A 22165-nucleotide genomic window follows, 5' to 3' on the forward strand; every position below is an offset into this window, starting at 1 on the left:
AGAAAAGGTTCATATTTGGATATAATCATGATAATTATTATTTATCCGCACTAAAATAATATGACACAATTCTACAAAATTCACTCTTGTCTTCTCGATTTTTAATAGGGTTATCACTCAAACAGTATACATGAGAGGCTATAATCGTTATAATGACAGGCTTGACAAGAAATTTTCACACATTTACAATTAGGATGTATATTTTACAATTTTGTAGAATGATGATTGAAGCATTTTGAAAGCAAAAATGTTGGTACTTGAATTAGTCTTCCTAAAAATGATTAAGACACAAAGTTCAACATGACAATTAAGCTTTGTGCTGTATGTTGACAACTTAAAATTGAACAATGTACATGCCGACACTTTAATCTAGAAAAACAAGTTCATAGCAAGAGGAGGTGTAATGATGGACATCGTTTCAATAATCATCTCCATTTTGCTTGGCCTAATCGTCGGTGCAGTTGTTGGCTATTTTGTTCGTAAATCCATTGCCGAAGCGAAAATTGCTGGTGCTAATCATGCAGCAGAGCAGATTCTTGAGGACGCAAAGCGTGATGCAGAAGCAACGAAAAAAGAAGCACTTCTAGAAGCAAAGGATGAAATCCACAAGTTGCGAACAGAAGCAGAGCAGGAAGTTCGTGAAAGACGAAATGAGCTTCAGAAACAAGAAAATCGCTTATTACAAAAGGAAGAGAATCTTGACCGTAAGGATGAGTCTTTAGATAAACGTGAAGTTATGCTAGAGAAAAAAGAAGATTCTCTGAATGAAAGACAACAGCATATTGAAGAGATGGAAAGCAAAGTGGAGGAGATGGTGCGCAAGCAGCAAACGGAGCTTGAGCGCATATCTAGCCTTACAAGAGATGAAGCAAAGTCGATCATTCTTGAAAAGGTTGAAAATGAACTTACACATGATATCGCTATAATGATTAAAGATAGCGAAAATCGTGCGAAGGAAGAAGCTGACAAGAAGGCTAAAGAAATCCTGTCGCTTGCTATTCAACGATGTGCAGCAGATCATGTAGCAGAAACTACTGTATCTGTTGTCAATCTTCCAAATGATGAAATGAAAGGTCGAATTATTGGACGTGAAGGACGGAATATTCGTACATTGGAAACATTAACGGGTATAGATCTGATCATTGACGATACACCTGAAGCTGTCATTTTATCAGGGTTTGATCCAATTCGCCGGGAAACTGCAAGAATTGCGCTAGACAAGTTAGTTCAGGATGGACGTATTCACCCTGCACGTATTGAAGAGATGGTTGAGAAGTCTCGACGTGAAGTTGATGAATATATCCGGGAAATTGGAGAACAAACGACATTTGAAGTAGGTGTACATGGCCTGCATCCTGATTTAATTAAGATCTTAGGTCGTTTGAAATTTAGAACAAGCTATGGTCAAAACGTATTGAAGCACTCGATGGAGGTTTCATTCTTAGCAGGATTGATGGCTGCAGAACTTGGAGAAGATGTGTTATTAGCGAAACGAGCAGGACTCCTGCATGATATCGGTAAAGCGATTGACCATGAAGTGGAAGGAAGCCATGTTGAGATCGGAGTGGAGCTGGCTACGAAGTATAAGGAGCATCCAGTCGTTATCAACAGCATAGCATCACATCATGGGGATAAGGAACCGACATCAATCATTGCTGTACTTGTTGCAGCAGCAGATGCGTTATCGGCTGCAAGACCTGGTGCTCGCAGTGAAACACTGGAAAATTACATTCGTCGCCTAGAAAAGCTTGAGGAAATCTCTGAATCGTATGAAGGTGTTGAAAAGTCGTTTGCAATTCAGGCTGGTCGAGAAGTTCGCATTATGGTTAAGCCTGACAGTATAGACGATCTTCAAGCCCATCGTTTGGCAAGAGACATTCGAAAACGAATTGAAGATGAACTCGACTATCCAGGACATATTAAAGTAACTGTTATTCGTGAAACACGAGCAGTTGAATATGCAAAATAGAGTGGTGCAGAAATGCGCCACTTTATTTTTTATGATGCTTATGCAAAAATTAATTTGGATATATAAAGAAATTCAATGATAACTAGAGAGGGCTTTAATGATGAGAATTTTGTTTGTAGGAGACGTATTTGGTTCTCCAGGACGAGACATGGTGAAAGAGTATTTACCAAAATTGAAAACGAAATATAATCCGCATGTTGTTATTATTAACGGCGAAAATGCCGCTCATGGTAAAGGAATTACCGAAAAGATATATCAGAAATTCATCGAATTAGGTGCACACGTTATTACGATGGGAAATCATACTTGGGACAATCGAGAAATTTTTGAGTTTATTGATCGTGCTCAGAAAATGATCCGCCCTGCTAATTTCCCGGAAGAAAACCCGGGAAAAGGAATGGTTTTTGTTAGCGTAGCGGGGAAGGAGATTGCTGTAATTAATCTGCAGGGTCGTGCATTTTTGCCTCCATCTGATTGTCCTTTTAAAAAGGCTGACGAGCTTGTTAAAGAAGCGAAAAAGCGCACACCTATCATTTTTGTTGATTTTCATGGCGAAGCGACAAGTGAAAAACAGGCGATAGGATGGTATTTAGACGGAAGAGTATCAGCTGTTGTCGGTACCCATACACATGTACAAACAGCAGATAATCGTATCTTGGAAAAAGGGACTGCATATATTTCAGACGTCGGTATGACAGGACCTTATGATGGGATACTTGGAGTGGACCGAGACATGATTTTAAAAAGATTCCTTACGAATCTACCTGTACGCCATGATGTAGCGAAAGGACGTACTCAATTAAGCGCTGTGGTAATTGATATTGACGTTAAAACAGGACAAGCGAAAAAAATTGATCGGATTTTAATAAATGACGATCATCTATTTTTTGAATAATGATTGCCAGCTGCTATTTGATCCTAAGAATAAATTTTCGAAATTATGTGCGAACAAGCAGGAATACTTTCCTTTTCTAGTGAATATAGTATCAATGGATGATGAACTAACACTGTTTAAAAGGGGAAATGAGGGGAGACCTTTTTAAACAAATTATACCAATGATGTTCTAATGAACACTCAAGGATTCATTGAAAATAAGGGGGAGCTAGAAATGGAAATATTAAAGGTATCAGCAAAATCTAATCCTAATTCTGTCGCTGGTGCATTAGCTGGCGTTTTGAGAGAGCGGGGAGCGGCTGAAATTCAAGCAATAGGTGCCGGGGCTCTTAATCAGGCAGTAAAAGCAGTAGCAATTGCAAGGGGCTTTGTAGCTCCAAGCGGTGTTGATTTAATTTGTATTCCAGCATTTACGGATATTCAAATAGATGGTGAAGAACGCACGGCAATTAAATTAATTGTCGAGCCGAGATAAGGATGTAAAGAATACGGACGAAGACATTTGTTATTTCGAGGGTTTGGCTCATAATATGGAGTCAAACCCTTGTTTTGTATATGGTGGAACATATTAGAAGGGGGACATTGACAATTGAGAGTGTTTGATGCGCATTGTGATATGTTATTTAAGTTATGGCGAGACAAAAAAATTAATGTTTATGATGATGAAAGCCTGCATGTCTCTATTTCCAAACTGAAAACAATGGATAAGCCAACTCAATGTTTTGCAATTTATGTTCCAGAGAATGTGCCATTTACACACCGTCTAGCTGTTGCCCATTCTCAAATCAACATCTTTTATCAAAAAATATTAAAAAAATATCCAGAAATAAAATTAATCAAAACGAAATCAGATATCGATCGTCTTACTGAAAATGAGATTGGCGCAATATTAACGTTAGAAGGCTGCGATGCAATCGGGGACCAGTTAGAACAGTTGGAAATCCTATTTCAATTAGGGGTACGCTCTGTTGGATTAACATGGAATTATGCCAACCTAGTTGCAGACGGTGCGCTAGAAAAACGGAATGGGGGACTTACAAATTTTGGGAGAAAGGTTATTTCCTATTTAAATAGTCAGAACCTCTGGACAGATTTATCCCATACTTGTGAACGAAGTTTTTGGGAGGCGCTTGATCTGGCGAACTACCCAATTGCTTCACATTCAAACGTATATAAGCTTTGCCCTCATGTTCGAAATTTAAAGGATGAACAAATCAGAGCTATGTTTAAAAAGAACGGAATGATTGGTGTGACATTTGTCCCATATTTTACAGCAAATACTCCACAGCCCATACTATCTGATGTTCTACATCATATCGATTATCTATGTTCTTTGGGCGGAGAGAACAATATAGGATTTGGCTCAGACTTTGATGGGATCGACTTAACAATAAAAGGCTTAGAAAATTATGCATGTTACTATGGATTTATCAATCATATGTTGAAATATTATCCGCAAAAATTGGTCAATAAGCTTGTTTATCAGAACTTTATTGATCACATTTCTTTTTAAATAATGTCTAGAATTGAAATGAATAAGCTCAACTCTTCAGACTGAGAATTCATCTAGGGAGAACCAAAGCCCAAAACGCTTAGGAGGCTCCCTTTCCTTTTCTAAAACCTTGTACATAAAGAAGACATCAATTAGCAAGTTTAAAGGATTATTTTAAGCTAAACTCTTGTTTTTTTTTGTTTAAGGGTCTAAAATTGTTAACGTTTAGTAAATTCCAATTAATAAACTCAGTTTTCTCAATGGTTAAAGAATAATAAAAAAATTGGACGAGATTATGATAAACTATAAATTATATGTACACAATTTATCCCGATCTTAATGGGCTGTAAACCACCATTTCAACATTCAAGAATAATTTATGCAGATAAGTGTGGTGGATAACAGCACGTTTAGCTTCGGAAAGTCTCACTTTATTTAGCATTTTTTAGAGGGGTGTAAATACACATGATAAATCAACTTTCCTGGAAAGTTGGAGGACAGCAGGGAGAAGGTATTGAAAGTACTGGTGAAGTCTTCTCTATTGCACTAAACCGACTAGGGTATTATTTATACGGATACCGCCACTTTTCATCACGAATTAAAGGCGGACATACAAACAATAAAATTCGTGTAAGTACAACACAAGTTCGATCAATTTCAGATGATCTTGATATATTAGTAGCTTTTGATCAAGAAACAATTGATGTAAACTTCCAAGAGCTGCGTGCCGGCGGGATTGTACTTGCTGATGCAAAGTTTAATCCAACGATACCTGAAGGTGCGGATGTTACGCTCTATTCAGTGCCATTTACAGAAATTGCAACAGAATTAGGTACGTCTCTAATGAAAAACATGGTTGCGATCGGTGCAACAAGTGCGATTCTTGATTTAGATCCGCGGGGTTACCATGAAGTTGTTAATGACACATATGGCCGTAAAGGTGAAAAGATTGTTGAGAAAAATATGCAAGCAATTGAAAAAGGTGCAGATTATTTAAAAAATGAGCTTGGTTATAACAGTCAGGACATGTTTCTTGAAAAAGCTGATGGAAAAAAACGTATGTTTATGATTGGGAATGATGCCATAGCATTAGGTGCGATTGCTGGCGGCTCGCGTTTTATGGCAGCATATCCAATAACTCCAGCATCTGAAATTATGGAGTATTTAATTAAAAAGCTCCCTAAATTTGGAGGAGCGGTAATCCAAACAGAGGATGAAATTGCTGCTTGTACGATGGCAATTGGGGCTAACTATGCAGGTGCTCGTACTTTTACTGCTTCAGCAGGTCCTGGTTTATCATTAATGATGGAAGCGATCGGTTTATCAGGTATGACTGAACAGCCATTAGTCATCGTTGACACGCAACGTGGCGGTCCAAGTACTGGTTTGCCGACAAAACAGGAGCAATCAGACTTAATGGCGATGATTTACGGTACTCATGGTGAAATTCCTAAAGTTGTCATGGCACCAAGCACAGTTCAAGAAGCGTTCTATGATACAATTGAGGCATTTAATATTGCTGAAGAATACCAGGTTCCTGTCATTTTGTTAACAGATTTACAGCTTTCATTAGGTAAACAAACAGTTGAACCACTTGATTATAGCCAAATAGAAATCCGTCGTGGCAAGCTTCAAACTGAAGAGTTGCCTGAAATTGAAAATAAAGGTTATTTCAAACGCTATGAGGTAACAGAAGACGGAATTTCACCTCGTGTAATTCCAGGTATGAAAAATGGTATTCACCATGTAACAGGTGTAGAGCATGATGAAACAGGCAAGCCGTCAGAGGCTGCAGGTAATCGTAAGGAACAAATGGATAAGCGATTAAGAAAACTTGCCAACATTCAATTTAATAACCCTGTTCATAAAAATATTCAACACGAAAACCCAGATATTTTACTTGTAGGGTATATTTCGACGAGAGGAACAATTGAAGAAGCGATGACACGTCTAGAGGCTGATGGTATTAAAGTAAACCATGCACAAATTCGCCTTATTCATCCGTTCCCAACGGAAGAAATGCTACCTTTAATTGAATCTGCAAAAAAAGTTATTGTTGTTGAAAACAATGCAACAGGCCAGCTGGCAAGTCTGTTAAAAATGAATGTAGGGTATGCGAACAAGATTTCTTCATTATTAAAATATGATGGCAACCCATTCCTACCTCATGAAATTCATACGAGAAGCAAGGAGCTGATCTAACATGGCAACAACGTTTAAAGATTTTCGCAATAACGTAAAACCGAACTGGTGCCCTGGGTGTGGTGATTTCTCTGTACAGGCTGCCATTCAGCGTGCTGCAGCAAATGTAGGGTTAACACCAGATCAGCTTGCTGTTGTTTCTGGTATTGGTTGTTCAGGACGGATTTCGGGTTACATTAATTCATATGGTTTTCATGGCATACATGGACGTTCATTACCGATTGCACAAGGCGTTAAAATGGCAAATAAAGATTTAACAGTTATTGCTTCAGGTGGAGATGGCGACGGATTTGCAATCGGAATGGGCCATACTATTCATGCGATTCGACGCAATATCGACATGACGTATATTGTCATGGATAACCAAATTTATGGTTTAACTAAAGGTCAAACATCACCCCGAAGTGATGCTGGTTTTGTGACAAAGAGTACACCTCAAGGCTCAATTGAGTCAGCCTTATCTGTAATGGAAATGGCATTAACAGCAGGGGCTACATTTGTTGCACAAAGCTTTTCAACTGATCTTAAGGATTTAACAGCCCTTATTGAGGCTGGTATTAATCATAAAGGCTTCTCACTTATTAACGTGTTTAGTCCTTGTGTTACTTACAATAAGGTGAACACATATGATTGGTTTAAAGAAAACTTAACAAAGCTTTCAAATGTTGAAGGCTATGATCCTCAAAATAAAGAAATGGCCATGCAAACACTTATGAGACATAAGGGATTAGTTACAGGTTTGATTTATCAAAATACAGAACAAAAATCATACCAAGAACTCCTAAATGGATATAGTGAAACACCTTTATCAAAAGCGGAATTAGCGATTGATGAAGAGGAATTTAATAAATTAGTTGCAGAATTTATGTAAGACTGTCTTAAAAGGGTTTGTCCCCAAACAAACATCTGTGAATGTGTTTGTGGGACTGACCCTTTTGTTTTTGACAGTCTTTTTGCTGTTTTTATCTTTAAATAAAAAATTTTATTTTCACAGCAACCATGTGTACGTATGAGATGGACTCTATTATTTACATTTTAATATGAGGTGATAAAATATTAATATGTAAGGGTTTACAATAAGAGGGGTGTACATCATGGGCGGAAAAATGAAAGCGGTTGTTAAGCATCACCAGGGGTATGGAGCTGAGCTTCAAATGGTGGAGATTCCACAAATAAACGAGGATGAAGTCCTTATTAAAGTAAAAGCCACATCAATTTGCGGGACAGATGTTCATATTTATAAATGGGATGAGTGGTCACAGAGTAGGGTAAAACCACCTTATGTTTTCGGACATGAATTTTCTGGAGAAGTTATACAAAAAGGAAAAAAGGTTACAAATGTTGAAATAGGAGATTCTGTATCAGCAGAAACTCATATTGTTTGTGGAAAATGTCAGCAATGTCTTACAGGAAGAGCGCATATATGTAAACATACAAAAATAATTGGCGTCGATACACAGGGCTGTTTTGCTGAATATATTGCTCTACCTTCAGTTAATCTTTGGAAAAATCCAAAGGAAATGCCCTTCGATATTGCTTCCATTCAAGAACCGATGGGAAATGCTGTCCATACAGTTTTATCAGGGGAAGTCACCGGAAAAACAGTGGCCATTATCGGCTGCGGACCAATAGGCATGATGGCAGTTGGTGTTGCTAAAGCTGCTGGTGCATCCCAAGTGATCGCACTTGATTTAAACGATTATCGTTTAAATTTAGCAAAAGAAATGGGGGCAACTAGAATCATTAACTCAAACAAGGATAAACCCCTTGAGGTTGTTGAATCTTTAACAAGAGGAATTGGTGTTGATGTTGTATGTGAAATGTCAGGACATCCGGTTGCGATCAATCATGGGTTTAAAATGGTTGCAAATGGGGGAAGAGTATCCATTTTAAGCTTACCATTACGTCCGGTTGAAGTTGATGTAACCAATGATATTGTATTCAAAGGGATAACCGTGCAAGGAATAACCGGCAGAAAAATGTTTGAAACCTGGCAGCAGGTTTCCGCACTAATACATTCAGGGCAGATTAATACAAGCCCGATCATAACCCATCACTTTTCACTTGACGAATTTGAAAAGGGTTTTGATTTAATGATTGAGGGTAACTGTGGCAAGGTTGTCTTACACCCTTAACGATAACTAATTTTCTCATAACATGTTGAATTGGAGGAATGAAAAATGAAAGGGTTCGAATATTTACAAGCCGAGCTTGATGAAATGAAAAAACAAGGTACATTTAGGAAATTAATTCCGTTGGAAAGTGATCAAGGTGCAAAGGTAATGATAAATGGAAAAGAGGTGATCCAGCTTTCTTCCAATAACTATCTAGGCTTAACCTCACATCCAAGACTGCGAAAGGCAGCCCTGGAAGCTGTTGAGAATTTTGGTGCGGGTACTGGATCAGTCCGGACAATTGCAGGTACGTTCACCATGCATAAAGAATTTGAAGAAAAGCTTGCACAATTCAAACATACAGAGGCGGCTTTAGTATTTCAGTCAGGTTTTACGACAAACCAAGGTGTTCTTTCTTCGATTTTAACAAAAGAAGATGTTGTTATTTCCGATGCACTTAATCATGCATCGATTATTGATGGAATTCGTCTAACAAAAGCAGCAAGAAAAGTATATAACCATGTTGATATGGCAGATCTTGAAAGAGCATTGCAAGAATCAAAGGATTTTAGAGTCCGGATCATCGTAACAGATGGTGTGTTTTCAATGGACGGAAACATTACACCACTACCAGAAATTGTTGAACTAGCAGAAAAGTATGATGCTTTAGTGATGGTAGATGATGCACATGCATCAGGTGTTTTAGGGGAAAATGGACGCGGTACCGTAAACCATTTTGGTTTAGACGGCCGAGTTCACATTCAAGTGGGAACACTAAGTAAGGCCATAGGCGTATTAGGGGGATATGTAGCTAGCTCTAGAACGCTAATAGACTACTTAATTCATAGAGGCCGTCCGTTTTTATTCAGCACATCACATCCTCCAGCTGTTACAGCTGCATGCAGTGAAGCAATCAGCGTACTCATAGAGGAGCCACACCTTATTGAACAGTTATGGGATAATACAAGATTCTTTAAGGATGGTCTTAGCCATTTGGGCTTCAATATTGGAAAAAGCGAAACCCCGATTACACCTGTGATTGTTGGTAATGAAGCCCTTTCACACCAATTTTCCGATAAGCTTTTAGAATACGGCGTTTTTGCGCAAGGGATCGCTTTCCCAACGGTAGCAAAAGGTCTTGCCCGGGTGCGAACAATTGTGACAGCGGAACATACAAAAGAACAGCTGCAGGAAGCATTGAATATTTTTGAGAAGGCAGGCAAAGAGTTAAAAATTATCTAAGTTTCATTCTTTAGTAACGTTAAAAGCAAATATTTATAACCTTAGGATGTCCCATTTAGTAAGAATTTCTGTCAATGGGGCTTTCTTCCCCACGCTTGTTTTTAAGTGAAGGGGTCGCTCAAGTACTTCTTTAGAGCTTCATCTAATGATCGGTATTTTTCATAGGTGTCTTCCTGAAAATTATCCAATTATAAACTTCTAAAAAATTAAACATACGAACATTAGTAGCACAGACCAAATCATTGGATTGTGCTATTTTTTTAGCAGAAGGAAAAGAAAAATGAATGGCCTTTCGGACCTTTTTGATTCGTATCAAAAATATGCTGTATCTAAGGGACGTGCAAAAGAAAATGGAATCGATAAGGAGCAGTGGAAACTCTTATGATTGGCAAAGAAGGTGTAAAGAGGATGAAATATGTATTGGCCTTTGACTTAAGAATTGGATTGAGTAAAAAAATTTAATAAAAAACTTAATAAAAAACTTGACCGTTGATAAGAAAAGATTGACTTAAAGTTCCATGAAATGAATATTTAGTCAGCCTTTAATGATTTTCCTTCCTATAATTTTAGTATCTAATCACGTTACGTATTTTTTATAAGCAGATTAGCCACTCTAAAATATGGGTTACACTATTTTAAATAAATATATAGATTAAGGAACGGAAAGGAGCATGGTAAATGATATTTTTTCAGCCGGAATTTCGCAATCACCAAGGTGAAATCCTAAATGTAGTGGATACAAAAGGTAAAGCGATTGGGTACATAGCTTATTTGTATAAAGATGACAAAGATCTTTATATCATGGGACAATTAGATAATCCTGGCGAAAAGCAAAACTTTATCGACATTACCTCTAAATACATCGACGGTCTTAAAAAGTCGATTCTCGGAGACGGGGAAAATGAACCAAATTTGTTTATTCATCTTGGCGGAGAATTGATTGATATTGATAAAGACAATCAAGAAGAACAAAGCGAATAGGATGCAAGGAAGAACTTCTTTAAAGTGTCATGCATAGGATGCTTCATAGACATTTTACCCACTAGGAGGGACCGTTCTGTGAAATATCCGCAAAATTTCTGTCACCCAAAGCTTTATGATCCGTCAGGAGAAAGGGTAAGTGAGTCAGAAGAACATGGTTTAACAATGCTGATTGATAAAGGAATAGGATTGGCTCTTTTCGAAGAATTGTTACAGTTTGCAGGTCAATATGTTGATTATATAAAACTTGGTTTTGGAACAACAATGTTGTATCCTCCAGAGCTTTTGAAAAAGAAGCTTGCTCTAGCTAAGAAAGAAAATATTGCCTTATATCCTGGTGGAACATTATTTGAAATAGCTGCCCATAAGGGTGTTTTAAGGGAGTATTTTGAATATATAGAAAGAATAGGCTTCAATCATATTGAAATCTCAGATGGCACAATTGAATTACCATATAGAAAGCGGAGAAAAGTGATTCAGGAGGCGGTAGCAAAAGGATTCACTGTCATCACAGAATGTGGTAAAAAAGCTGAAGGCAGCCATTTAGAAGTAAAAGAATTAGATAGAACTCTCTACTCTGACTTGGAATGCGGTGCTTCTTATGTAATTGTCGAAGGTCGGGAATCTGGGAAAAATGTGGGGATCTATAATGAGAAGGGTTTAATAGATAAGGAATTTCTTCATGATATTGAAAAAACGATTGCTAAGGATGTAAGAAAATATCTTATTTGGGAAGCTCCGCAAAAAAGCCAACAGATTGAATTAATACAATTTTGGGGAAGAAATGTTAATCTAGGAAATATTCAATGCGAAGATGCATATAATCTTGAATGCTTAAGAAGGGGCCTAAGATTTGATACATTTCCGCTGAATCGTTCTGAAACGATTCTACAGATTGAATAATGCAATGGAAAAAGGGCTATTTCAAGGGTCTGGGTTTTCTAATCATACACCAATATGTTTAGGAAGCTGTCCCTTTTAGCCCTATTTTTTTATCCTAATTAATGGTAAATTCTTCCATCCCACCGATACTTTTCCATTAATTCGATATCGATTTCGGTACCTATGCCAATACCGTCAGGAACCATCAAGCATCCGTTGTTTGGTTGAATGGAAACAAGGGATGTGAAAGGATTATCCATTACATCCCACTCAATAGGCTCAATGTCGTCCTTCTCCATTTTACTCCAAGGTGGCAGACAGGCTTGAGCAAATAACGCATAAAGCCTTGATAATGGTCCATCAAACGTATGAGGCGAACTTCGTAATCCGAAAGACCTCGAGAGATGCAATGTTTCAAGGTATTCATGTACCCCATTTTCATGCATGATATCCGGTTGTATAATATCAACCGCGCCATTTATTAATAATGGAAGAAATTGGACTGTAGAAGTAAGATTTTCTCCTCCGGCAATCGGTATAGAGATGTTGCCGCGAAGAAGTTTATAATCTGATATTTGTTCGATAGGAATCGGTTCCTCAAACCATAAGAAATTTTGCCACTTCTTAAAATATCTCTCCCATTTACGAGCAGTCGAAAAATCGTAACTTTGATTCGCATCTAGTGCAAGGTATATTTTTTCTTCAAGCATGCTCTGAATAGCTTGAATATGGCTGAAATCCTCCTGGAGCGTTCTTCCGCCAATTTTTATTTTTATCTGATCAAACCCCTTACTAATCGTTTGGTCAATTAACTGTAAGGAATGATTAACCCAATTCTTATCTTGAGAATACGATTGAAAAGATGCATAAACTTGTATAGACTCCCGTATCTTCCCGCCCCAAAGCTCACAAACGGAAAGTCCGGCAGACTTTGCTACAATTTCTGTCAATGCCATGCTAATTCCTGATGCAGCTCGTTTATTCCACTTTTTAACCACCTTGACAATTTGAGTCCGGTCTGTTGCTTTTTTTCCAATGAGGTATGGGATAATACGCTCATTAAATCCCTTTTCTATTGTAGGTAACCAGTCAATACATTCCCCCCATCCATGTATACCATCATTTGTTGTGATTTTAAACAAGAAACAACTGCGGTATTTCTTATAACCGTTTGCGTCACCGTAAGGTTCTGAAAGTTCATATAGCAACGGAAATGTTTCTATGTATTCAATTTCCAATGTAAAACCCATCCTTTTTGTTAGGTTATCTTAAACTTGACTATTGATATTGTCATCGGGCACTGGCTTTTCGTTCGTGGTTTGGTGGCATCCGCGTATCTATCTTCGGGGCGTTATCCCCTTGTTTCCTTACTAGCTTCTCACGCATTCTCCCCACTTTAGCGCATGCTAAAATCGCTAATGTTTAATAAGTTGTAGCATATGAAAAATTTAGAAAGAACATGTATTGTATCAAAATTTTAGTTAAGGGAAATGTAAACAAAGAAGTGATATTCTTTTTTGGAGGAAAGGGAAATGGCAGCAAAACAAGGAAAAGCAAACATAGTAGCGATCGCTCTCATTCCATTGGTCATGGTTTTGGGAAATTCTATGTTAGTCCCTGTACTACCGACAATGAAATCAAAATTAGGGTTATCAGAATTTCAAGTTAGTCTTACCATAACAGTATTTTCACTTGCTGCGGGATTAATCATTCCGTTAGTAGGGTATTTATCAGATCGATTTGGACGTAAGTGGATTATTGTTGCATCCTTGGTAATCTATGGGATCGGAGGCATCCTTTCAGGACTTGCGGCATGGTTAATTGATAATTCCTATACATGGATTTTGATTGGCAGAATCATTCAAGGAATTGGTGCGGCCGGCACTTCGCCAATTGCCATGGCCCTAATAGGAGATGTTTATTCGGGTGCACAGGAGAGTAAAGCACTCGGCATTATTGAATCAACGAACGGGTTAGGGAAAATTTTATCTCCTATCTTCGGATCATTGATTGCCCTTATTGTTTGGTTTGCCGTGTTTTTTACATTCCCGATTCTATGCTTTGCAACAGCCATCTTTGTTTGGTTTGGTGTAAAGGAAAAGAAAAAAATGAAGGGTAAGCCTCTGCCTCAGTATCTTGGGGATTTAAAACAAATTTTTAAACAAAAGGGGAAATGGCTGATTCCTTCGTTTTTTGTTGGTGCAGTCGGTTTGTTTATTCTTTTTGGTGTTTTATTTTATTTGTCAGATATTTTGGAAGAAACATTTAAAATTGATGGAATCATTAAAGGATGCATTCTGGCTATTCCACTATTTGGTATGGTGCTGACAGCATATATAACAGGGGCAAAAATAAAACAAAATAAACCTTTAATTCGAAAAGTCATGGTTATAGGGCTGATTTTGTTAACGAGCTCAATGGTAGCTGTATCTTTTTTTAAACAGATTGTACCTATGGTTGGACTATTAACGTTAGGCAGTATCGGAACGGGCCTTCTGCTGCCTTGTTTGAATACGTTAATTACCGGGGCTGTTGATAAAGCGGAAAGAGGAATGATCACCTCTTTATATGGCAGTGTTCGTTTCCTCGGCGTAGCATTCGGTCCGCCTTTATTTAGCTGGTTGATGAAAATTTCCCATCAAACGGTGTTTTTCAGTATGGCTGGTTTAAGTTTGTTGACCCTGATATTAGCCTTTTTCTTAATAAAGCCAAGTAAAAGCAACAAAGGAGAACCAGGCAAAACAAAGCAATTGGCTACCCTTTTTAAACAGAGGGAAAAGGTACCTACTTCATAATATTAGAAAATCTTCGCCAGTAAGTAGATGATTTTCATCAGTAATGCAGTGATTGCAGCTGCCATGAGGGGTCCTACCGGAATCCCGCGCAAAAAAACGATACCGACAATCGAACCAACAACAAGACCGACAATCATATGGGGTTCTACACGAAGCATTTCCAATCCTTTTCCGTTCATATATGTAGCAAGTGCTCCTCCTGCAAGGGCAACGGCACCAGAGAGTGTTGTCAGGAGGAGTAAAATATCCTTTCCTGTTATTTTTCCGCTAGCGAAAGGGACCAAAACTGAAATGGTTAAAAACATAAGCCCTAATTCCAATCCGCGCCGTTCCAGCATTGGGAAAAACCGCTCAAGTGAAGATAATTTTAATACGAGCAAAATGCTTGCAGCTGTTGCAATAATTGGAGAGCGGCCAATTAACCCTACTATAATTAGAATCACAAGTGATATTTCCCCAGCTGAAATATTCATTGATACCAACCCCTGTCCCATTTGCATTCCTGACATATTTGTATGTATAGGATGTAGAAAGTATTCTCTTTCCGTGATGAATTGCAAGAATCTTCTCCTATATAATTTCATTTTTCTCATTTTCCTATTGAACAAAAATAAAGTAAAATAAAGTGTGGTTTCTAACAGTGAAGGTTTAACTAATTGTAAAAGAATCATAGTTTCCTAACAAAATATAAGGTGATAAATAAATGAAGGTCATAATTGCAGAAAAGCCTGACCAGGCTTCCACTCTGTGTTCACAATTTCAGAGAGTCAAAAAAGATGGTTACTACGAAATAAAACCAAATGAACTTTTTCCAAATGGTGCATATTGCACTTGGGCTATCGGTCACTTAACTCAGCTTATGGCCCCTGAAGATTACCATTCAGAATGGAAGAAATGGACTTTATCAACGTTACCGATTATTCCTGAAAAATTTAAATATGAAGTAACGAAGTCTAAAGCTAAACAATATCAAATTGTGAGTCAGCTGATAAAAAATCCTGCGGTGAAGGAAATTATTCATGCAGGTGATGCTGGGCGTGAAGGAGAGCTGATTATAAGAAATATCATTCAGCTTTCTGGAGTAAAAAAACCGATGAAAAGATTATGGATTTCATCACTAACCCCTGCATCCATTCTTCAGGGCTTCCGCCAATTACTTAAGGAGGAGAATACGCGGAACCTCTATTATGAGGCCTATTCTCGTGCCTGTGCAGACTGGCTTGTGGGGATGAATGCATCAAGGGTTTATTCTATCTTACTAAAAGAAAAAGGAATGAACGATGTTTTTTCTGCAGGGCGTGTTCAAACGCCAACACTTGCATTAATTGTACAAAGGGAAAAGGAGATTGAAGAATTTAAGCCTGAACCATTTTGGGAAGTTGTCGCGACCTTTGGGATTGAGGGAAAAAAATATAAAGGGAAATGGCAAAAAGATCAACAAACAAGAGTAATGGATAAGGAGTTGGCTGAGAAAATTGCCGCTTTTTGCAAGGGGAAGCCTGCTAAAATTAAAGAACTGATTACGGAGCGTAAGGAGTATCAGCCGCCATTTCTTTTCAATTTATCATCATTGCAAGCAGCAGCCAATAAAGTCTATAAATTTTCCCCGAAAAAAACCTTGGATATTGTTCAATCATTGTACCAAAAAGGGATCGTATCTTATCCCCGCAGTGATTCTACTTTTGTAACAAAAGGGGAGGCAGAGCTCTTTCCGGAAATTCTAGCTAAATTAAGTGCTTTTGATGACTATAAAGATTTGTTTCCATTGCCAATGTCATCAATTTTAAACAATCCGCGCTATGTAAATGAAAAAAAGGTAACGGATCACTATGCCATTATTCCAACTGAACAAGTAAAGGATCCGAAAAAATTGTCATCAGATGAAGAGAAAATGTATGACATGATTGTTAGAAGACTCATTGCTGCTCACTACGATAAAGCAATATTTGATTATTCGACATTAACGACATTAGTAGACGGTCGTGCCGAATTTATCACTAAGGGTAAACAGCAAATTCAAGAAGGCTGGCGGAAAGTTATCTACCAGGATGAAAAAGAAAAGGATCAATTACTTCCAAATGTAAAGCAGGGAGATACTGGGCAAGTTGAAAAAGTAGAAACAAAGGAAAGCAAAACCCAGCCTCCAAAACGTTTTACAGAAGGTCAATTAATCACATTAATGAAAACTGCAGGAAAATATTTAGACAATGATGAATTAGAAAAGGTGTTAAGCAAGGTCGAGGGATTAGGAACAGAAGCGACAAGGGCCGGGATTATCACGATGTTAAAAGATCGTAAATACATCGAAATTAAAAAGAATCAAGTTTTCGCCACAGATAAAGGGAAAGTGCTTATTAAAGCCATTGGTGATCAAATATTAGCTTCACCGGAAATGACAGCAAAATGGGAACAGCGGCTGTCAGAAATTGGTGAAGGACAAGCTTCGCCATCAGTATTCATGGAACAAACAAAAAAACTGTCAACTAAAATAGTGAATGATGCAATAGCAGTTGCTCCAAACTGGAATTTTGAGGCATTTCAAATTGATACGATTCAACGTTCCTCGTCTCGTTACACATTGGGGAAGAAGGTCGGCAAATGTAAACTGTGTGATGGCAATGTTGTTGATAAAGGTCAATTTTATGGTTGTTCAAATTACAAGACTGCCAATTGTCATTTCACGATTTCAAAGCTGATCCTTGGAAAGAAAATAACTAAGACGAATGTTCAAAAGTTGCTTAAAGAAGGCAGTACAAATCTTATTAAAGGGTTTAAAAAAGGTGAGAAAACGTTTGATGCAAAGTTAGAATGGAAGAACGGGAAGATTGGATTCTTGATAGAAAAAAATGATTTGTAGGCAAACACCCTAATATTGAACCCCCTTCATGGAATTTTCATATGCTACATTAGTCCAGTTAGGAGGGGTGTTATGTATATTAAAAAGGAAATAATCAATCCTTTAAATAACCGGCAGATCGGTCCTGAAGCTATTAGATTTAAGCAAATAAAAGAAATTGATGAAGATGAATCTCTCATTCTAGAAGTTGAAGGTACAATTTGTCATGTAGGACTAAACTTTGTTGATTTAGTTCATAAAGATGGCAGGATTATTACGGTTTTAACTGACCGAATTTCAAAAGTTGAATGGCTGGATAAAAACTGTCAACCAAAATTCGAAGAACACCTTAAAGCTACAAATTGCAGATGTATTGAATTTCAGCGTTTTACACAGATCATGAGACATCTAGAATGTCCGCATTGTAAAGACAAGCGCCAAGGCTGTATTGAACTATGTCCGCACTGCCAAAACAGAAAAGATCAAAGAGAACACTGTCCAAAATGCCAAAACAAGAAACAGCGAGAAGAGCAATGCCCACATTGCCAAGACAAGAAACAGCGAGAAGAGCAATGCCCACATTGCCAAGACAAGAAACAGCGAGAAGAGCAATGCCCACATTGCCAAGACAAGAAACAGCAAAGAGAGCAATGCCCGCACTGCAAAGGCAAGAAACAGCAAAGAGAGCAATGCCCGCACTGCCAAAACAGAAAAGATCAAAGAGAACACTGTCCGCATTGCCAAAACAGGCAACGTCAAATCGAGCCATGTCCACACTGCCAAAACAAACGGCCAAATCATCTTGATCCTTGCCCGCATTGCCAAAATGAAAATCGAAACAGGTTCATTGCATTTAATCTTGAGCATAATCAAAATGAATTATGTCAGCCAAAATTTACATGTTTTTTCGATCATCCCATCCCATTTTGTGATGATCGATTTGAATTGCGCCTAGCAGGTTTAACAGATGATCTAAATTTTCAATTACTGAAGCATAAGGGCTGCAAAGTCAGATTTGATTTATCTTAAATATGTTAAAAAGAGTGAAATAAAAGGGTCTGATCTAACCAACAAACATTTATGCTGTGTTGGTTAGTCAGACCCTTTTGTATTGTAGCACATTCCGTAATACATAACGAATCGATTACGTAATAATCGGTGTCTCGTTAAATAAGAAAAGGCTCTTTGCCAATTTTTCTTGTTCGATTTCTAAAAAGCATAACTCATCAAAGTCGATACCCTGCTTCTCTCCGTCTACTTTCACTTCAATCCTTCTATGATTTACGTTCACTAAAAGACCATCTTTTTCCATCTTTTCGTTCTCGGCTTTTGCATAAACAAAACAGCCGACAAAGCTTTCAAGAAATAGCGATAATTTTAAACCAAAAAAAAGATTGAGTAAAAACGGGCTTTTAGACACAACCGCACCAAAGTGGAACGTGAGATTCCTTCTGAGGCAGGAATTAATATCAATAAGTTCTTCATCTCTCCCTGTCATCGATCCTGTTGGATTTGGATGCTCGAGTAAAATAATACGTTCTGTAGGAATGATTAATATGTTTCCCACATTGGTTTCTAATATGATGAAATCCAGACCTGCATCTACAAAAAGTCCTGAAAGCTTTAGCTTCTCCTCACCACAATTTATTTTTACAATAACTAGTTGATTTCTTAGCAGCCTTAAACTTTGCTGTAACGATCGTAAATTATCTGGATCTCTTTCTACACCTAATGTTAATAAGATGTCATTTGCCTGTTCAATACATTCGGTAATCTCCGCCAATTCCTCAGGGGAAAAGGAGCTGTTTGCAGAAGGAAATTTAGGCTGCGGTATTTGTTCGGGACAATGATTAGGTGAACAAAAAAAATCATCTTGTTCTGGATCCACACATTCAGGACAACGAAATTCTTGATTATGTGTTAGAAAATGTCTTTGATCTTTTAACTGTTTAATCGAAGGCACACTCCTTTCATGGATATATACCCAGTATATGCTCTAATGATCTTTAGGTGTTTTATGATATTAGCAATAAGAGTCTGTTTGTCCCTTACAGTCTTCATACAAAATTATCCAAACATCTAAAACAAGAAAAAGAATAACGACAAGCCCATCCCTCATAAAAATGAAGCATAGGACGATCAGATTATGAGGTGGTTTTATATGGTAAGCGGGTTTTTAGGTTATTTGTTATATGGAAACATATTATTGCTTGCAATAACCTACATGTACCTTTTAAAAATCCGTAAGCTGATTGGATTTCAGTTAGGAATGAACATTACCAATATGGCTGGAGGTTTTCTCGCAATCATTACTGGTGTGATCTTAATTTATCAATTCCCACTTCAATTTGTTTATGTAACAATCTTTTCAACCTTTATCGGTATGTTGGCAGGAGCGCTATTTGGAGGGTTATTTGATTATCAAACCTTATTAACGGGTTATGCGAATGGTTTGATGATGGGACTTATGGCGCCGATGATTGGGGCAGCAGCCAAGACTAATGTCATCTTCTTGAGCTTCCTTGAAGGAATTTTTCTAGTTTCCCTTCTTTTATTCGTCCTATCTGCCAGGCATACATAGTCTAGAGGGGATGATGTATGGATGACCCTTTATTTTGCATGTTTGCTGATCGTTAATATTGTCATTGGTCTGATCATGTACCGTATTCTGTTTAAAAAAAGAAGGCTGTTTAATGACCGTTTTGGAATGATTATGTCTATGAGCATTTCTGGAATTTTAAGTTTAACGATTGCGATGATTTTGCAATTTTTGTATGCCGACCAAATTTTTATGATGATGGCGCTAACAGTCCTAATTGGAGGGGGAATAGGCGTATTATTTGGATCACTAGTAAAATTCCAATCTCTCTTAGCTGGTTTTCTGAATGGAATTATTGGGAGCCTTATGGGGAACATGCTTGCAGCAGTAGTTAAGGATCCCGCTTTATGCAGCCTGCCTGCTTCTTATTTAATCAGCTTGGAAGAAAATATGGTTGCATTTAGCCTGTTTGGAACCCTGCTTGTTATCATGACGATCAGCTTAGTCAACTACTCGTTAAGAGTGTAATACCTTGCATGAGTTCAGCTGAAAAGGGGGGAGGGTATATGGAACATTACAATAAAACAAAGACAAATAAAAAGCTTTATTTAAATGAATATCGAAAAGACTTGCTAGAAAGACGTATGCTGGAACCCAGAAAAGAAGATATCATAAATGACTTTAATAACCAAAACGGTTACGGTTTCACTTCACCAACAAGCAGTAAGTCAACTGAAGAGACTAGGCTATTAATGGAATATATCGACAGGGCTAATATGTTCAATATCTCTGAGAAGGATGAGAAGCGAGGAAAAAACTTAAAGCTGAGAAAGTTTTTTAAGTCAAAACGAAATCAGCAAGTAGAGATCTATTTTAAATGCGGGTCAAAATCTCTTTATAAAGAAGGAAAGGTTAGTACGATCGGCAGAGATTTTGTCATGATAACAAATTTAAAGGATAGAACGTGGATTCCTTATTCTGTGATTGAATCTGCAAATATTCCATATGGCATTCCTAACTATTCCAATACACACCAGCATTTTCTCTTTGATAATAATTTGCGTAAAAAGCTTGTTCTTCAATTTGGTGAAACTGTCTCAAAGCGGGATATTCTAAAACAGCAATTTTTTGAAGAAACCCTTCAAACAAATTTACAAACCTGGAAGGAGACTTGGGTAGCAGTTTATTTAGATGAAAAGACAAAGAGAATCGGAAAAATTTCATATTCAACTAATCAACAACTTACACTGCATGCTTTCAAAGAAGATGAACATGTAAATCTAGAAGAGATTAAATACATTGAAACCATACGGTTCTTAAGCCTGTTCACTCATTTTTTGAAAAATTTTCATAGTTAAATCTTTTGAAACTTGCACAATGTTTTTAAATGTGAGGAGGTAGGGATATGACAAGTAACAAAAAAGATCATGGTGCAGAAAAGAAAAAACAAGCTGAAGAAAAGGAAAAGCGTCAAAAAATAAAAGAAAACCTAGAAGAATGTGAAGTTAAAGTGAAGAAACGAAAAGAGTGCGAAATTGTTTTTGATGAACCGATTCGTATTAATATAGAAGATGTAGTGGATGAATTGTTTGACCAGTTAGTAGGATTGATCGACACAAGTATTCTAATTATAACAGAAACAGATCAGCTGAATTTATTTGGCCAAACATTTAGACCGATCTTTTGCGGGACAATTATAAACGTGACACAAGGCGCTATTACATTATTTCCAGTCAATATTAAAATGATTAATGCTCCATTTTTCCAATTTCCAACCCCTTTAACGATCCCTTTAGAAAAAATTGCCCATTTTACGCCTAACTTTGATTGTAACCAACGCATACCACTAACCTAATTCAACTTTTGAACAGAGAAAAAGGAGGTACACTTAAATCATGAGACAAAATGAAATGTTTACTGAAATTACGATACCTTCAATAAATGACATCCATGATGAAGCCTTAATAAATGAATTTGAAGCAGGAATCGGAAGAAATGTATTCATTTTGACACCTTCTTATCCATTTGTTTTTATTGGAAGAATTGTTGATGTTATTGGAGATAATGTCGCTGTTGATGTCCAAGTTACAACAATCGGGGAATTAGAAAACAGAGTATGGTCGATCCATATTCATAATATAGAAGTCTTTTATATTGAACAAAGAGGAATGCCGCGAATCCCGGAATTAAGGGATGATTTATAGGAAAAGGGTGAGGG

Annotated in this window: 21 protein-coding genes; 18 read left to right on the plus strand and 3 right to left on the minus strand. The window is 37.4% G+C overall.

Going from position 1 to position 22165, the window contains the following annotated elements:
- The first annotated feature begins 403 nt into the window (after positions 1 to 403).
- The 10 genes from rny to WQ54_RS08555 all read left to right on the plus strand — a co-directional run bounded on the left by rny (position 404) and on the right by WQ54_RS08555 (position 11798).
- On the plus strand, positions 404 to 1969 hold the full coding sequence (rny, locus tag WQ54_RS08510) for a ribonuclease Y (protein ID WP_156177825.1): 1566 nt from the start codon (positions 404 to 406) through the stop codon (positions 1967 to 1969).
- A gap of 100 nt (positions 1970 to 2069) precedes the next feature.
- Positions 2070 to 2864 (plus strand): TIGR00282 family metallophosphoesterase, encoded by a 795-nt coding sequence (locus WQ54_RS08515; RefSeq protein ID WP_046515051.1) that lies wholly within the window; start codon positions 2070 to 2072, stop codon positions 2862 to 2864.
- Between the two features lie 214 nt (positions 2865 to 3078).
- Entirely contained in the window at positions 3079 to 3339 is a 261-nt protein-coding gene (gene spoVS / locus WQ54_RS08520; protein ID WP_003181955.1) for a stage V sporulation protein SpoVS, read from the plus strand.
- Positions 3340 to 3453: 114 nt separating this feature from the next.
- A complete protein-coding gene (locus WQ54_RS08525; protein ID WP_046514870.1) occupies positions 3454 to 4377 on the plus strand; it encodes a dipeptidase in 924 nt (307 codons plus the stop codon).
- A gap of 444 nt (positions 4378 to 4821) precedes the next feature.
- Positions 4822 to 6558, plus strand: a complete 1737-nt coding sequence (locus WQ54_RS08530) for a 2-oxoacid:acceptor oxidoreductase subunit alpha (RefSeq protein ID WP_046514874.1) — start codon at positions 4822 to 4824, stop codon at positions 6556 to 6558.
- Between the two features lies 1 nt (position 6559).
- Positions 6560 to 7429, plus strand: a complete 870-nt coding sequence (locus WQ54_RS08535; protein ID WP_046514876.1) for a 2-oxoacid:ferredoxin oxidoreductase subunit beta — start codon at positions 6560 to 6562, stop codon at positions 7427 to 7429.
- Between the two features lie 223 nt (positions 7430 to 7652).
- Positions 7653 to 8693: an L-threonine 3-dehydrogenase gene (gene tdh, locus WQ54_RS08540; RefSeq protein ID WP_046514877.1), complete on the plus strand. Its 1041-nt coding sequence runs from the start codon at positions 7653 to 7655 to the stop codon at positions 8691 to 8693.
- Between the two features lie 45 nt (positions 8694 to 8738).
- Positions 8739 to 9914: a glycine C-acetyltransferase gene (locus WQ54_RS08545; protein ID WP_046514880.1), complete on the plus strand. Its 1176-nt coding sequence runs from the start codon at positions 8739 to 8741 to the stop codon at positions 9912 to 9914.
- A gap of 678 nt (positions 9915 to 10592) precedes the next feature.
- Positions 10593 to 10895: a hypothetical protein gene (locus WQ54_RS08550; protein ID WP_046514884.1), complete on the plus strand. Its 303-nt coding sequence runs from the start codon at positions 10593 to 10595 to the stop codon at positions 10893 to 10895.
- A 78-nt stretch (positions 10896 to 10973) separates the two neighbouring features.
- Complete coding sequence (locus WQ54_RS08555; RefSeq protein WP_046514887.1) at positions 10974 to 11798, plus strand: phosphosulfolactate synthase; 825 nt, start codon at positions 10974 to 10976, stop codon at positions 11796 to 11798.
- A gap of 98 nt (positions 11799 to 11896) precedes the next feature.
- On the opposite strand, the gene WQ54_RS08560 is transcribed toward WQ54_RS08555, so the two are convergent.
- Positions 11897 to 13015: a mandelate racemase/muconate lactonizing enzyme family protein gene (locus WQ54_RS08560; protein WP_046514889.1), complete on the minus strand. Its 1119-nt coding sequence runs from the start codon at positions 13013 to 13015 to the stop codon at positions 11897 to 11899.
- Positions 13016 to 13309: 294 nt separating this feature from the next.
- Between WQ54_RS08560 and WQ54_RS08565 the strand changes: the two genes are divergently transcribed.
- Positions 13310 to 14572 (plus strand): MFS transporter, encoded by a 1263-nt coding sequence (locus tag WQ54_RS08565; RefSeq protein ID WP_046514891.1) that lies wholly within the window; start codon positions 13310 to 13312, stop codon positions 14570 to 14572.
- 2 nt (positions 14573 to 14574) lie between these two features.
- Here the strand turns inward: WQ54_RS08565 and WQ54_RS08570 are convergent, their stop codons facing one another.
- On the minus strand, positions 14575 to 15039 hold the full coding sequence (locus tag WQ54_RS08570; protein WP_197089571.1) for a DUF441 domain-containing protein: 465 nt from the start codon (positions 15037 to 15039) through the stop codon (positions 14575 to 14577).
- A gap of 236 nt (positions 15040 to 15275) precedes the next feature.
- On the opposite strand from WQ54_RS08570, the gene WQ54_RS08575 reads away from it, so the two are divergent.
- Positions 15276 to 17429 carry a DNA topoisomerase III gene (locus tag WQ54_RS08575; protein WP_046514894.1) on the plus strand — a complete coding sequence of 718 codons (2154 nt, stop codon included), beginning with the start codon at positions 15276 to 15278 and terminating at the stop codon, positions 17427 to 17429.
- A 72-nt stretch (positions 17430 to 17501) separates the two neighbouring features.
- The gene (locus WQ54_RS08580) at positions 17502 to 18437 is read left to right on the plus strand and encodes a hypothetical protein (RefSeq protein ID WP_046514896.1); all 936 of its coding nucleotides are present in this window, start codon (positions 17502 to 17504) and stop codon (positions 18435 to 18437) included.
- Between the two features lie 115 nt (positions 18438 to 18552).
- Here the strand turns inward: WQ54_RS08580 and WQ54_RS08585 are convergent, their stop codons facing one another.
- Entirely contained in the window at positions 18553 to 19371 is an 819-nt protein-coding gene (locus tag WQ54_RS08585; RefSeq protein ID WP_046514899.1) for a hypothetical protein, read from the minus strand.
- 198 nt (positions 19372 to 19569) lie between these two features.
- Here WQ54_RS08585 and WQ54_RS08590 point away from each other — a divergent pair, with 198 nt between their 5' ends.
- From WQ54_RS08590 to WQ54_RS08610, 5 genes are read left to right on the plus strand one after another with little or no spacing between them, the layout of a single operon-like run.
- Positions 19570 to 19989 (plus strand): hypothetical protein, encoded by a 420-nt coding sequence (locus WQ54_RS08590; RefSeq protein WP_046514903.1) that lies wholly within the window; start codon positions 19570 to 19572, stop codon positions 19987 to 19989.
- Positions 19990 to 20010: 21 nt separating this feature from the next.
- Complete coding sequence (locus WQ54_RS08595; protein ID WP_046514906.1) at positions 20011 to 20475, plus strand: hypothetical protein; 465 nt, start codon at positions 20011 to 20013, stop codon at positions 20473 to 20475.
- A gap of 38 nt (positions 20476 to 20513) precedes the next feature.
- Positions 20514 to 21305: a hypothetical protein gene (locus WQ54_RS08600; protein ID WP_052737714.1), complete on the plus strand. Its 792-nt coding sequence runs from the start codon at positions 20514 to 20516 to the stop codon at positions 21303 to 21305.
- A gap of 47 nt (positions 21306 to 21352) precedes the next feature.
- Positions 21353 to 21802 (plus strand): hypothetical protein, encoded by a 450-nt coding sequence (locus WQ54_RS34625; protein ID WP_231597480.1) that lies wholly within the window; start codon positions 21353 to 21355, stop codon positions 21800 to 21802.
- Between the two features lie 40 nt (positions 21803 to 21842).
- The gene (locus WQ54_RS08610; RefSeq protein ID WP_046514908.1) at positions 21843 to 22151 is read left to right on the plus strand and encodes a hypothetical protein; all 309 of its coding nucleotides are present in this window, start codon (positions 21843 to 21845) and stop codon (positions 22149 to 22151) included.
- Positions 22152 to 22165: the final 14 nt, after the last annotated feature.

This window comes from Bacillus sp. SA1-12 (assembly GCF_000981385.1).
Lineage (GTDB): Bacteria > Bacillota > Bacilli > Bacillales > Bacillaceae > Metabacillus.

Coding starts and splice junctions, on each gene's coding strand:
- WQ54_RS34625 (WP_231597480.1), top strand. CDS start 21,353: ATGACAAGTAACAAAAAAGATCATGGTGCAGAAAAGAAAAAACAAGCT.
- WQ54_RS08515 (WP_046515051.1), top strand. CDS start 2,070: ATGAGAATTTTGTTTGTAGGAGACGTATTTGGTTCTCCAGGACGAGAC.
- WQ54_RS08550 (WP_046514884.1), top strand. CDS start 10,593: ATGATATTTTTTCAGCCGGAATTTCGCAATCACCAAGGTGAAATCCTA.
- WQ54_RS08590 (WP_046514903.1), top strand. CDS start 19,570: ATGGTAAGCGGGTTTTTAGGTTATTTGTTATATGGAAACATATTATTG.
- WQ54_RS08575 (WP_046514894.1), top strand. CDS start 15,276: ATGAAGGTCATAATTGCAGAAAAGCCTGACCAGGCTTCCACTCTGTGT.
- spoVS (WP_003181955.1), top strand. CDS start 3,079: ATGGAAATATTAAAGGTATCAGCAAAATCTAATCCTAATTCTGTCGCT.
- WQ54_RS08595 (WP_046514906.1), top strand. CDS start 20,011: ATGACCCTTTATTTTGCATGTTTGCTGATCGTTAATATTGTCATTGGT.
- tdh (WP_046514877.1), top strand. CDS start 7,653: ATGGGCGGAAAAATGAAAGCGGTTGTTAAGCATCACCAGGGGTATGGA.
- WQ54_RS08535 (WP_046514876.1), top strand. CDS start 6,560: ATGGCAACAACGTTTAAAGATTTTCGCAATAACGTAAAACCGAACTGG.
- WQ54_RS08580 (WP_046514896.1), top strand. CDS start 17,502: ATGTATATTAAAAAGGAAATAATCAATCCTTTAAATAACCGGCAGATC.
- WQ54_RS08600 (WP_052737714.1), top strand. CDS start 20,514: ATGGAACATTACAATAAAACAAAGACAAATAAAAAGCTTTATTTAAAT.
- WQ54_RS08545 (WP_046514880.1), top strand. CDS start 8,739: ATGAAAGGGTTCGAATATTTACAAGCCGAGCTTGATGAAATGAAAAAA.
- WQ54_RS08565 (WP_046514891.1), top strand. CDS start 13,310: ATGGCAGCAAAACAAGGAAAAGCAAACATAGTAGCGATCGCTCTCATT.
- WQ54_RS08610 (WP_046514908.1), top strand. CDS start 21,843: ATGAGACAAAATGAAATGTTTACTGAAATTACGATACCTTCAATAAAT.
- rny (WP_156177825.1), top strand. CDS start 404: ATGATGGACATCGTTTCAATAATCATCTCCATTTTGCTTGGCCTAATC.
- WQ54_RS08530 (WP_046514874.1), top strand. CDS start 4,822: ATGATAAATCAACTTTCCTGGAAAGTTGGAGGACAGCAGGGAGAAGGT.